The organism is Streptomyces sp. NPDC020845, from assembly GCF_044334165.1.
In the GTDB taxonomy this organism is placed as follows: domain Bacteria; phylum Actinomycetota; class Actinomycetes; order Streptomycetales; family Streptomycetaceae; genus Streptomyces.
The window spans coordinates 33,484-47,435 of record NZ_JBIRSJ010000025.1 but is presented as its reverse complement, the minus strand read 5'-3'; the positions used below and the strand labels follow the sequence as shown (position 1 = coordinate 47,435).

Sequence of the window (13,952 nt, the reverse complement as noted above, 5' to 3'; positions counted from 1 at the left end):
GCGGTGATCAGCCCCCGGCCGGACACTCGGGGCGCTTGGCGGTCAGGACCACATAGCCGAGCTTGAGCGACGAGTTCATCCGCGCCCACTCCGCCACGAGCGTGTCGAACCGCTCGGTGTCGACGCCGAAGGCCGCCGCGTAGGCGGCGGAGTTGGCGGCGGCGGCACCGCCCAGGGCATCCATGGACGGGCGGATGATGTCGTCGCCCAGGTCGGCCAGCTCCTCCAGCCGCAGGCCCGCGCCGAGGATCAGCCGGGGGTACTCCACCAACTCGATATGGGCCGGGACCGCGAACATCGAACGGCCGCGCTCGACGGCGCCGCGATCTCGCCTCGCGACCGGCTCCCGCAGCACGACGTCCATGACGGCGAGCCGTCCGCCGGGGCGGAGCACCCGAGCGATCTCCCCCAGCACCTGTGCCGGGCTGGGCATATGGAACATGCACTCCAGCGCCCATACGGCATCGAACGAGGCGTCGGGGAACGGCAGCGTCATGGCGTCGGCGCGGACGAAACGCACCCGATCGGCCACTCCCTCCCGCTCGGCGAGCGCCGTCGCCCGCTCGATCTGTACGGGGCTGACGGTGACGCCGACGACCTCGGCCGGCCCGCTCCGCGCCAGTCGTACGGTCGGCCTGCCGGAGCCGCAGCCCACGTCCAGGACCCGGCGGCCCGCGATGTCGCCGAGTTTGCCGATGAGGTGGTCGGTCAGTCGGTCGGCGGCGACCCCGAGGGAGCTTCCGTCGTGCGGATGCGGCCAGTAGCCGAAGTGGAGGTTGCCGCCCGCCGCCTCGCCGATCAGGTCGGTGAGACGGTCGTAGTAGTCGGCCACGTGGTCGGGGGAGATGTTCTGCGATGCGATGGTCATGGCACTCCAGTCGTTCGTCCCTGGCTTCGAGCGTGTCGTCGTTCAGGAGAGGCCGAGGTCGTTTCTGATGAAATCCAGCACCTCGGCGGCCGTGGCGGACGCCAGCCTGCCCTCGCCCTCGCCGTCACCGCCCGCCGCCGGACCGTCGGACTCGTTCCACTTCAGGAGAAGGGCCTGCAACCGGGCCGTCACCCGTGCCCGGACCGCATCGTCCCCGTACACCCGGGACAGCGCCGCTTCCAGCCTGTCGAGTTCGGCCAGCACCGGGGCCACCCGCGCCGCTTCGCCGCCGCCCAGCACCTGCTCCCCGACGTGACGGGCGAGTTCGTCGGGCGTGGGGTGGTCGAAGACGAGTGTGGTGGACAGCCGGAGACCGGTGGCGGCGTTGAGCCGGTTGCGGAGCTCCACTGCGGTCAGGGAGTCGAAGCCCAGGCCGCGGAAGTGCGCGCCGGGATGGACGGTGTCCGGATCGTCGCGGCCCAGCACGAGGGCGGCGTGAGAGCGGACCAGCGAGAGCAGGATCTCGTGCTGCTCGGCCGGGCCGTGACCGTCGAGGCGGGTATGCAGGGGGGACGGCCCGGTGGTGGCGGACACGGGGCGTGTTCGCCGTGTCCTGGATCCGACCAGGCCCCGGTACAGGGGCGGCACGGTCGACGAACCGGGGTGCGGATCCGGGGTGTCGAGGCGGGCGGGGACGAGGACGGGGCGGTGGTGGCCGAGGGCGGCGTCGAAGAGGTCGAGCGCCTGCCCGGTCGTGAGGGGGCTGATACCGAGCCGGGCCAGCCGGGCGCGGTCGGCCTGGTCCAGGTGCTCGGTCATGCCGCTGCTCTGCTCCCACAGCCCCCACGCCAGCGACACCGCCGGAAGGCCCGAATCGCGGCGGTGGTGGGCGAGCGCGTCCAAGAAGGCGTTGGCCGCGGCGTAGTTGCCCTGCCCGGGCGAGCCGAGCAGACCGGCGACCGAGGAGAAGAGGACGAACGCGGCCACGTCGGCGTGGCGGGTGAGGGTGTGCAGATGCCAGGCGGCGTCGGCCTTGGCGGCCAGGGCGGCGTCCAGGTGGCGGGGGGTGAGGGACCCGAGGGTGGCATCGTCGACGACACCCGCCGCGTGAATGACGGCGGTCAGCGGTCGCTCGGCCGGGATCGCCCCCAGCAGCCGGGCGACCGCCGCCCGGTCGCCGAGATCGCAGGCGGCGATGGTGACCCGCACGCCCAGCTCGGTCAGCTCCCGCCGCAGCTCCTCGGCGCCCGGGGCGTCGGGGCCGCGCCGACCCGCCAGCAGCAGATGGCGGGCGCGTCCGGTGCCCGCCAGGTGGCGGGCGAGGGCTCCACCCAGGGTGCCCGTACCGCCGGTGATCAGCACGGTGCCCTCGGCATTCCAGCCGGCCGGGACGGTGAGCACGTTCTTTCCGATGTGGCGGCCCTGTTGCAGATGGCGGAAGGCGTGTTCCGCCTGCCGAATGTCCCAGCAGGTCATCGGCGGCGGCGCCAGGACACCGCGCTCGAACAGGTCCAGTACGGTGCGCAGGATCTGCCCGACCCGCTCCGGCCCGGCCTCCAGCAGGTCGAACGCCCGGTAGAGCACGCCCGGATGGTCCAGCGCCACCTGCCGCGGGTCACGGATATCGCTCTTGCCCATCTCCAGGAACCTGCCGCCGTCACGCGCCACCAGGCGCAGCGAGGCATCGACGAACTCATGGGCGAGGCAGTCCAGGACGACATCGATCCCGCGCCCGCCGTGGGTCGCCGCGAAGTGTTGCTCGAACTCCAGCGTGCGCGACGAGGCCAGATGGGCGTCGTCGATGCCCTGGGCGCGCAGGATGTGCCACTTGCCGGGGCCGGCGGTGGCGTACACCTCGGCACCCAGATGGCGCGCCAGTTGTACGGCGGCCATGCCCACCCCGCCGGCCGCGGCATGGATCAGCACCGATTCCCCCGGCTGCAACTGCGCCAGATCGACCAGGCCGTGGTACGCGGTGGCGAACACGATCGGGACCGACGCGGCCTGGGCGAACGACCAGCCGTCGGGGACCCGCGCCAGGGTCGCCCGCTCGGCCACGGCCACCGGGCCGAACGCCTCGGGGAAGATGCCCATCACCCGGTCCCCGGGCGCGAGATCGCGGACCTCCGCCCCGACCTCGAGGACGATCCCCGCCCCCTCACTGCCCAGCGCTGTCCGCCCGGGCACCACACCCAGCGCGATCAGCACATCGCGGAAGTTCAGCCCCGCGGCCCGCACCGCGACCCGTACCTCGCCCGGGCCGAGCGGCACCGCCGCGGCCGGGGCCGCGGCCGCCGTCAACCCGTCCAGGCTGCCCGTGCCGGGGCACTCCAAACGCCAGCCTTCTGGCCCCTGCGGCAGGGCCAGACCGCTGTCGTCGGCGGCGTCACCCGGGCGCACCAGGCGCGGCGCCAGCGCCCGGCCGCCGCGGACCGCCAGTTGCGGCTCGCCGAGGCCGAGCGAGCCGAGGCCGAGCGCGCCGAGCAGCGCCGCGCGGGACTCCTGGGCGCCGTCCATGTCCACCACGGTGAAGCTGTCCGGATGCTCCGACTGGCCGGAGCGCACCAGCCCCCAGACCGCCGCCCCCGCCAGATCCCGTACCGGCTCGCCCGGCCGGGTGGCGACCGCGCCGGAGGTGAGCAGCACCAGGTGTGCGTCGGCGAGCCCGTCCTCGCCGGGCCACCGCTGAAGCAGCTCCAGCACCTGCCCGGTCCTCGTGCGCACCGTCTGTGCCTGTTGGCTTGCGCTGTCGGCTCCCGGGGCTTCGTGGCAGGCCGCGATGACGAGGTCCGGGACGGGAGCGCCCGCCGCCACGGAGCGCACCAGCTCCTCCAAGTCCGTGTACCGGTCCACGCCGCCGAGCACGGGTGCCAGGCCGAAGGTGTCCGCTCCGATCAGCGCACATCGGGGCAGGGCCGGGGGCGGCGTCGGCAGCGGCACATCCGTCCAGGCCAGGCCGTACAACGAGGTGCGCACCGCCGCCTCGGCCCCGCGCAAGGCGCCTCGCGGCACCGGACGCAGCGTCAGCGACCCCACCGACGCGGCCGGCCGGCCGGCCGCGTCGGACACGGCGACGGCCACGGTGTCAGGACCGAGCCTTCGCAGCCGTACCCGCAGGGCCGACGGGCCCGCCGTACGCAGCGAGACCCCCTGCCAGGCGAACGGCAGGCCTCGATCCGGGCCGCCGAGGCCACCCGCCGGCCGTGTGCCGTCGGGCTCCACCAGCCACATGGTCTGCAGCGCCGCGTCGAGCAGCGCGGGGTGCAGCGCGAAGCGGGTTGCGTCACCGGCCAGTTGGTCGGGGAGGCAGACCTCCGCCAGCGTCTCGTCGCCGTGCCGCCATGCCGCGGTCAGCCCCTGGAAGGCTTCCCCGTACTCGAACTCGGCCTCGGCGAACCGGTCGTAGACCCCGGTGACGTCCAAGGGCTCGGCGCCGGCCGGCGGCCAGGCCGTGGCCCATGACCCGAACGGTTCGTCGCCCCCGGGGGCGACACCATTGTGCCCCGCGTCATCATCGAGGCCGACGTCGTGGACCGATGCCAGCGTGCCGATGGCGTGCCGTGTCCATGTGCCACCGTCTGTCGGCCGGGCGTGGATGCTCAGCTCACGGCGGCCGGACTCGTCGACCGCCCCCACCGCCACCTGTAGCACCACCTCGCCGTCGGCGGGCAGCGGCAGCGGTGCGTGCAGGGTCAGCTCCTCCACACGGTCGCAGCCCACGTACGCCCCGGCCCGCAGCGCCAGCTCCACGAACGCGGTACCCGGCAGCAGAGCGGTGCCGGCGATGACGTGGTCGGCCAGCCAGGGGTGCGTACGCGGCGAGATCCTGCCGGTCAGCAGACAGCCGTCGCCCTCCGCGAGCCCCACGGCGGCGCCGATCAGCGGGTGCTCCGGCGCGTCGAGCCCCGCGGCCGTCACATCGCCGACCGCCGCCGGGGCGGGCAGCCAGTAGCGCCGGTGCCGGAAGGCATAGGTGGGCACATCGATCTGGTGTGGCGTCGGCCGCGGCCGTGCGGTGTAGTGGCGCGTCCAGCCGATGGGGCGGCTGTGGGCGTGGACCGTGGCGAGCGCGCCGAGGACGCTGTGCGTCTCGCCCCGCTCCGGATGGAGCAGGGAGACGGCCACAGGATCGTGCGCGGCGAGGTTGTGGTGGACGAGGGCGGTGAGGGTGGCGTCGGGGCCGAGTTCCAGGAACGTGGTCACGCCGCGGGCGTGCAGCCGCTCCACAGCCCGCGCGTAGTGGACGGTGCGCCGGGCCTGGAGAGGCCAGAACGCGGCCGTGCCCGGGTCGGGTGTGTCGTCGCCGTTCGCCGACGCGGTGACCAGGGGAGTGTGGGGCCGGTGGTAGGTGAGGGTTTCGGCGGTGCGCCCGATCTCGTCGAGCAGGGGCTCCATATGGGGAGAGTGGAAGGCGCCGCTGACCTGGAGAGGGGTGACCTTCCTGCCCTGCGCGCGGAAACCGTCGGCGACCTGGTGCACGGCGTCGTGGTCGCCGGTGATGACCAGGGACTCGGGGGCGTTGATCGCGGCGATGTCGACCCGGTCCGCCGGTTCGGCGAGGCGGGGCCGCAGCTCGGCCTCGGTGGCCTCGACGGCGACCATGGCTCCGGCCGCAGGAAGGTCCCGCATGGCGCGGGCGCGGGCCGCCACCAGTGCCGCGGCGTCGGGCAGACTGAGGATGCCCGCCAGATGGGCGGCGGTCAGCTCGCCCAGGGAGTGGCCGGCCAGATAGTCGGGGGTGAGCCCGAACTCCTCGGTGACCATGCGGCGCAGCGCGGTCTGGAGGGCGAAGAGGGCCGGTTGGGCATAGGCGGTCCGGTGCAGCAGCTCCGACGTATCGCTCTTCTCGTCGGCGAACATCACCTCCATCAGAGGGTGTTCCAGATACGGGTCCAGATGGGCGCACACCTCCTCCAGCGCCTCGGCGAACGCCGCGGAAGAACGGTAGAGACCGCGGCCCATGCCGGGGCGCTGAGTGCCCTGCCCGGAGCACACAAAGGCGACCTTGCCCTGCCGCCCCACCGCCGCGCCCTGGACGACCGCGCTGTTGGGCGCGCCCGACACCAGGGCGTCCAGGGCGCGCCGGAAGTCGTCGTGGCCGGTGCCGAGGAGCACGGCCCGGTGCTCGAAGGTGGCCCGTCCGCGCGCGAGGGAGTACCCCACGTCGGCGGGTTCGACATCTGGATGCTCGGCCATATACGCCCGCAACTTCCCGGCCTGGGCCCGCAGGGCCTCCTCCGACCTGGCGGAAATGGGCCAGGGGAGCAGGGAGGGCTCGGGGGCTGTCGGTGCCGGGTCCGCCTCCGGCTGCGGCGCCTGCTCCAGGATCACATGGGCATTGGTGCCGCTCACGCCGAAGGACGACACCCCCGCCCGGCGGGGGCGCCCGGTGTCCGGCCACGGCTGGTCCTCGGTCAGCAGCCGCACCGCACCCGCCGACCAGTCCACATGCGGAGACGGCTCGGACACATGCAGGGTGCGCGGCAGCATCCCGTGTCGCAGGGCCAGCACCGTCTTGATGACCCCGGCGATACCGGCGGCCGACTGGGCGTGCCCGATGTTGGACTTGACCGTACCGAGCCACAGCGCCCGGTCCGCCGGCCGCCCCTGCCCGTAGGTGGCGAGCAGGGCCTGGGCCTCGATCGGATCGCCGAGCGTCGTCCCCGTGCCATGCGCCTCGACCGCGTCCACTTCGGCCGCGGCGACCCCGGCGGCGGCCAGGGCGGCCCGGATGACCCGCTGCTGCGAGGGGCCGTTGGGGGCGGTCAGCCCATTGCTGGCACCGTCCTGGTTGACGGCGCTGCCGCGTACAAGGGCCAGCACACGATGGCCGTTGCGCCGCGCATCCGACAGCCGCTCCACCACCACCATGCCCACGCCCTCGCCCCAGCCGGTGCCATCGGCCGTGGCGGAGAACGCCTTGCACCTGCCGTCCGCCGCCAGGCCCCGCTGACGGGAGAACTCCACGAAGTTGAACGGGGTCATCATGACCGTGACGCCGCCCGCCAGGGCCAGCGAGCATTCGCCGGCCCGGAGCGACTGGCAGGCCAGATGGAGCGCCACGAGCGAGGACGAGCAGGCGGTGTCGATGCTGACCGCCGGGCCTTCCAGGCCGAGCGCGTACGAGACACGCCCCGAGGCGACGCTGTTGTTGCTGCCCGTCAGCGCGTAGCCCTCGCACAGCTCCGCCAGCTCCGACGGCGTCTGCCGCAGCCGCGCGCTGAAGTCCTGGGCGTTGCTGCCGGTGAAGACGCCCGTCGGACTGCCCTGGAGGTCGTGGGGGTTGATCCCGGCGCGTTCGAGGGCTTCCCAGGACGTCTCCAGGAGCAGCCGCTGCTGAGGGTCCGTCGCCGTGGCCTCCCGCGGGCTGATCCCGAAGAACTCCGGGTCGAAGTCGCCCGCGTCGTGGAGGAAGGCGCCCTGTCGGCTGTACGAGGTGCCCGGCCGGTCCGGATCGGCGTCGAAGAGCCTCGCCAGGTCCCAGCCCCGGTCGGTCGGGAAGTCCCCGACGGCGTCCCCGTGTGCGGTGATGAACTCCCACAGGTCCTCGGGGGAGCCGATTCCACCGGGATAGCGACAGGCCCAGCCGACGATGGCGATGGGCTCGGCGGGATCCGGTGCGCCATGTGCCGTAGCGGACGAACTGCCGCTCGCGTCGGCCGTCACCCCGGTGACGTCCGGGCCCGTCGGCGCCGCGCAGCGCGCCAGCAGATCCGCTGCGAGCTTGTCCGGCGTCGGACGGTCGAAAGCGACGGTGGTCGGCAGGCGGAGCCCGGTGGCCGCCGCGAGGCGGTTGCGGAGCTCGATGGCCGTCAGCGAGGTGAAACCCAGGTCGCGGAAGGCCCGGTCCGTGGGGATTGCCTGGGGCGCGGCGTGGCCGAGGACGGCGGCCGTGTGCGAGCTGACGAGGTCGAGGAGCGTCTGGTGCCGCTCGGCCGGGCTCTGACCCGCCAGGCGGGCACGGAGGCTCGCGGTGGCGTCGGCCGTCTCGTCCGCGCCGTCGGTGGCGGCCGGGGCCGGGCGGCGGCTCCCCGGGATGTCGCGGGTGTGCGGCGCCGGCGTGAGCTTCTTCCAGTCGACATCGGCGACGACGAGTTGGGGGTGGGGCGAGACCATGGCGCGCTCCAGGGCGGCCAGCGCCAGGCGTGGCGGCATGGCAGGAAAGCCGCGGTTGCGCAGGTATGTCTGCGCGGACTGTGTGTTCGCGAGCCCGTCGCCGCCCCAGTTGCCCCAGGCGATGGAGGTGGCGGCCAGCCCTCGGGCCCGGCGGTGCTGCGCGAGGGCGTCGAGGTAGGCGTTGGCGGCCGCGTAGTTGGCCTGGCCCGCGGCGCCGAAGGGCGCCGCGACGGACGAGAAGAGGACGAACGCGTCGAGGGGGTGATGCCGCGCGAGGGCGTGCAGATGGTGTGCGGCGTGGGACTTGGGCCCCAGAACGGCGGCGAGGTGGTCGGGGGTCTGTACGGCGAGGGTGCTGTCGTCCAGGACGCCCGCGGTGTGGACGACCGCGGTGAGCGGGCGGTCCGAGGGGACATCGGCGAGGAGAACCGCGAGCGCGCCGGGGTCGGCCGTGTCACATGCGGCGAGGGTCACCGTGGCGCCGAGTTCGATGAGCTGGTCACGGAGCGCGGTGGCGCCGGGGGCGCTGGGCCCGCGCCGGCTCACCAGCAGCAGATGGCAGTCGGGGTGATGTTCGGCGATGCGGTGGGCGACGCGGGAGCCGAGGGCCCCGGTGCCGCCGGTGATGAGGACGGTGCCACGGGGCGTCCACGGCGGGGTGTCCTCTGCTGCGCCAGTGGACGGTGTCCGCACCAGGCGCCGGGTGCGCGGGCCGGTGGCACGCAGCGCGAGTTCGTCCTCGTCGTGACAGGTGGTCAGCGCGGTGACGAGGCCGCGGAGGACCCGTTCGGTGAGCGTGTCCGGAAGGTCGATGAGTCCGCCCCACAGATCGGGGTGTTCAAGGGCGGCGGTGCGTCCCAGCCCCCAGACCATCGCCTGGAGGGGGTGATCGAGCGTATCGGCGGACGAGGTGGCGACGGCCTCGTGGGTGGCCAGCCACAGCCGTGGCGCGATGTCCTCGCGTGCGATGAGCGCCTGGATCAGAGTGAGGGTGAGGGCGGTGCCGGCGGGCACCTCGGGGTGGCGCGGATGCGGCGCCTCGTCGAGGGCGAGCAGCGAGAGCACACCGCCGATGGCCGGCCCATCGCTCGCGATCGCCTGTGCGAGGTGCCGCTCCAGCAGGGGGAGATCGGTGTGGGTGTGGTCGAGGACGAGGGTGGCGATGGGCAGCCCCTGGCGTTCCAGCGCGGTCAGGACGCCGCTGACATGGGGGTGGTCGGTCAGCCCGGCGGAGATCGCGACAAGCCATCGGCCGGACGGCCGCGGGCGGGCGGCGGTGAGGTCGACCGGCTTCCAGATGTCGCGATAACACCAGGTGTCGGTGATGGCCTGATCGCGACGGCGACCGTGCCAGGCGGACAGGGCCGGTAGCAGCACGTCCAGCGAGGTGCCCGGCTCGACATCGAGGAGCGCGGCGACGGCGTTGGTGTCCTCGCCCTCGACCGCCTCCCAGAAGCGGGCCGCGGCGAGGTCCGTACCCACCGCCTTGTCCTCGGCGGAGTCGTGGAGCCAGTAGTGGTGATGTTGGAAGGGGTAGGTGGGCAGGTCGATGGCGTGTGGGGTGGGGCGCAGGGTCTGGTAGTGGTGTCGCCAGTCGATGGTATGGCCGTTGATGTGGGCCTGGGCGAGGTTGGCGAGGATGTGGTGGGTGTCGTCGTGGTCGCGATGGAGCGAGGCGATGACGGTGGTGGTGTGGTCGGTGGTTTCGGTGGTGGCCGTGATGGCGGGGATGAGTGTGGGGTGTGGGCTGACCTCGATATAGGTGTGGTGGTCGGTCTCGGTGAGGGCGTGGACGGCGTGGGCGAACCGTACGGGGCTGCGTAGGTTGCGGTACCAGTAGGCGGCGTCGAGCTCGGACGGCTCGGCCCATCGGCCGTCGACGGTGGAGTAGAAGGGGATGTCGGCGGCGCGCGGGGCGATGCCGTCCAGCAAATTGGGCAGCCGCTCGGCCACGGCGTCCATATGGGGGCAGTGGGAGGCGTAGTCGACCGGGATGCGCTTGGCCCGTACGTCGTGGGCGTGGTAATGGTCGAGCGCTTCGTCGAGTGCGTCGGTGTTCCCCGAGATGACCGTTGCCGTGGGCGAGTTGATGCCGGCCACCCATAGCCGGTCGGGCCAGTGGGTGTGCAGATCCTCGGTGACCTGGTCCGCGGGCAGGGGTACGGAGGCCATGCCCCCGGCGCCCCGTACGGCTTGGAGGGCCTGGCTGCGCAGGGCGATGACCTTGGCCGCGTCGTGGAGCGTCAGGGCGCCGCAGACGTGGGCCGCGGCGATCTCGCCCTGGGAGTGGCCGAGGACGGCGTCCGGTTCGATGCCGTAGGAGCGCCAGAGCGCGGCCAGGGACACCATGATCGAGAACAGGGCGGGCTGGACGATGTCCGCGCGCTGCCATACGGGGTCGTCGGCGGGCCGGTGGAGGATATCGGTGAGTGTCCAGTCCACGTAGGGAGAGAGGGCCTGTTCGCAGGCGGCCATCCGCTCGGCGAAGACGGGTGAGGCGTTCAGCAGCCGTAGGCCCATGCCCGCCCATTGGCCGCCTTGTCCGGGGAAGACGAAGACGATACGGCCGTCGGCGGTGGTGGGACGGTCCGCCGTCTGGTGGACCGCCGGGTCGGGTCGGCCGGTGGCGAGGGCGTCCAGGCCGTGGAGGAGTTCTTCGCGCTCGGAGCCGATGAGGACGGCGCGGTGGTCGAAGGTGGCGCGGCCGGTGGCGAGGGTGTGGCCGACGTCGGCGGGTTGGAGCTGTGGCTGGGCGGTGAGGTGTTCGTGCAGGCGGCGGGCCTGGTCGCGGAGTGCCTGGGGCGTCTTCGCAGAGACCGCCCAGGGCAGGGGAGGCCCGGCCTCGGCGGCATCCCCCTCGGGAGCCGTCGTGGACGACGGCGTTGCCTGCTCGAGGATGACATGGGCGTTGGTGCCGCTCACGCCGAAGGACGACACGCCCGCCCGGCGCGGGTGGCCTCGCTCTGGCCAGGGCACCGGCTCCGTCAACAGCCGTACTGCCCCCGCCGACCAGTCCACGTAATCCGACGGCTTGTCGACGTGCAGGGTGCGCGGCAGCACACCGTGCTGGAGCGCGAGCACCATTTTGATGACCCCGATGACGCCCGCGGCCCACTGGGTGTGTCCGATGTTCGACTTGATCGAGCCCAGCCACAGCGGCCGGTCGGCCGCCCGCCCCTGTCCGTAGGCGGCCAGCAGCGCCTGCGCCTCGATGGGATCGCCCAACCGGGTGCCGGTGCCGTGCCCCTCCACCGCGTCGACCTCCGGAGCCGACACCCCGGCATTGACCAGGGCCGCCCGGATGACCTGTTGCTGTGATGGACCGCTGGGCGCCGTGAAGCCGTTGCTGGCCCCGTCCTGGTTGACGGCGGAGCCCCGTACCACCGCCAGCACCTGGTGTCCGAGCCGTCGCGCGTCGGACAGCCGCTCGATGAGCAGCATGCCCACGCCCTCGGACCAGCCGGTGCCGTCCGCGGCGGCCGCGTACGCCTTGCAGCGGCCGTCCGGAGCCAGCCCGCGCTGCCGCGAGAACTCGATGAACATGCCAGGGGTCGAGAGGACCGTCGCCCCGCCGACCAGGGCCAGCGAGCACTCCCCGGCCCGCAGCGCCTGGGCCGCCAGGTGCAGGGCGACCAGGGACGAGGAGCACGCCGTGTCCACGGACACCGCCGGCCCCTCAAGACCGAGGACGTAGGAGATCCGCCCCGAGGACGCGGCGCCGATGTTGCCGGTCAGCAGATGGCCCTCCAGTTCGGGCGGCGCCTGGTGCATACGGGGGCTGTAGTCCAGCGGGGCCACGCCGACGAACACCCCGGTGCGGCTGCCGCGCAGCGTGGTCGGGTCGATCCGCGCCCGTTCAAGCGCCTCCCATGAGGTCTCGAGGAGCAGCCGCTGCTGGGGATCCATGGCCGTGGCCTCGCGGGGCGCGATACCGAAGAACTCGGCGTCGAACTTGTCGGCGTCGTGCAGGAATCCCGCTTCGCGCTGGTAGTACGTGCCGGGCCGCGCGGGGTCCGGATCGTAGAGCTGCGGATCCCAGCCCCGGCCCTCCGGGAAGGGGGAGAGGGCGTCGGTGCCCGTGGCGACCAGCTCCCACAGCTCCTCCGGGGTACGGGCATCTCCAGGGAAGCGGCCCGCCATGCCGATGACGGCGATCGGCTCGTCGTCGGCTCTGGCCGGACCGGCCGCCGCCGCGGGGTCGGGCCGGCCGTCGGCGCCCGGCGGTTGGCCGCCCTGGTGGTCGAAGAGCCGGGAGTGCAGATGGTCGGCGACGGCGACGGGCGTCGGATGGTCGAAGGCCAGGGTGAAGGGCAGCAGCAGCCCGGTGGCGTCGTTCAGGCGGTTGCGCAGCGCGACCGCGGCGGCGGAGTCGAAGCCCGAGGCGACGAAGTGCTCCTGCTCCGCGATGCCGCGGCCCGGCGCGTCCGCCCCGGCGACTTCTTCGAGGACCTTGGCCGCCTCGACGCCCACCAGCTCGCGCAGCCGCCGCTTCCGCTCCGCGGCGGAGAGCCGGGCAAGCCGCTCCACCAAGGGGGGCCGGCGGGCCTCCGCCGGGTCCGGGGCGTCGGTGAGCTCTACGGACGCGTCCGCCGGCGGTTCGAGGGGCAGGGCGATCAGGCGGCCGCCCGGCACCGAGAACGCCGCCCGGTGGTCGTCCAGCGCGCCCCGTACGTACAACTCGGCCAGCGCGGTGCGAAAGGACGCCACGGCGGCCTGCCCGCGATGCAGCGTCGGCACGATCACGACGCGCTCACCGCCGATCACCTCTTCGGCGGTGGCCTGCACACACATGGTCAGCATCGGGTGCGGGCTCAGCTCCACGAAGCAGCGTGTGCCCTGCCGCAGCAGCCCCGTGACGACGCTCTCGAAGCGGACCGGGTCGGCGAAGTTCCGGTACCAGTAGGCCGCGTCGAGCCCCTGGGTCTCCAGCGGACCCCCGATGACCGAGGAGTGGAACGGCACCCGCGACGCACCCGCGGTGACCGATGACAGCGACTCCAGCAGGTCGTCCTTGAGCGGGGCCATGAACGGCGAGTGCGCGGGGATGTCGATCGCCACCTCGCGGGCCCGGACACCGGCACGGGCGAGCTCCGCCAACAGCTCATCGGCGGCAGGCCGATCGCCGGAGACGACCGTCGCCATCGGGCCGTTGACCGCGGCGATCGTCAGCCTGCCCGGCCACCGCCGCAGCAACGGAAGCAGCTGCGCCTCGGACCGCGCGACCGCGATCAGTGCACCCGACCCGGAGAGCGTCGCCTGGGCCCGGCTGCTCTCGATCACCACGCGTGCCGCATCGGACAGCGACAGGGCGCCGCAGAGATGGGCCGCCGCGATCTCCCCGATGCAGTGCCCCACGATCGCCGCCGGGCTCACCCCATGAGTCCGCCACAGCTCGGCCAGCCCCACCATGACGGCGAACAGCGTCGGCTGCACCACGTCGGTCCCCTCCAGGGGCGGCGCGCCCGGCGCGCCCCGCAGCACCGCCTCCGGTGACCAGGGGACATACGGCTCGAACGCCCCGGCGCAGGCGTCGACCGCCCGACGGAACGCGGGGGAGACCGTCAGCAGGTCCGCGGCCATACCGGGCCAATGGGTGCCCTGGCCGGGGAAGACGAACGCGACCCCGTCGCCGGCCGCGGCCGCCGTGCCCCGTACGACACTGGGGGCGTCCTCACCCCGGGCCACCGCGTCGAGCCCCCGCAGATACCCCTCCCGGTCCGCCGCGACCACCGCCGCGCGATGGGTGAGCGCCGGGCCGCCGCTCGCCAGCGTGTGGCCGATGTCTTCCGGCCGGAGCCGAGGGTGGTCGGCGACATGGCCGTGGAGCCGCCGCGCCTGGGCCCGCAGCGCGGTTCCGGTGTGCCCGGAGAGGATCCACGGATGACCGGCCACTGCGAACTCATTCTGGGCTTTGGGCAACCGAACCGTCTCCAAACCGGACGAGGCAGCAGTTCTGCGGCAGAGCTGT

At 73.4% G+C, this 13,952-nt stretch carries 2 protein-coding genes; both read right to left on the bottom strand.

What is annotated here, in order from left to right; genetic code table 11:
- Positions 1-7: 7 nt before the first annotated feature.
- A complete protein-coding gene (locus ACH4U7_RS46915; protein WP_398533896.1) occupies positions 8-868 on the bottom strand; it encodes an SAM-dependent methyltransferase in 861 nt (286 codons plus the stop codon).
- A 42-nt stretch (positions 869-910) separates the two neighbouring features.
- A complete protein-coding gene (locus tag ACH4U7_RS46910) occupies positions 911-13,876 on the bottom strand; it encodes a type I polyketide synthase (RefSeq protein WP_398533895.1) in 12,966 nt (4,321 codons plus the stop codon).
- Positions 13,877-13,952: the final 76 nt, after the last annotated feature.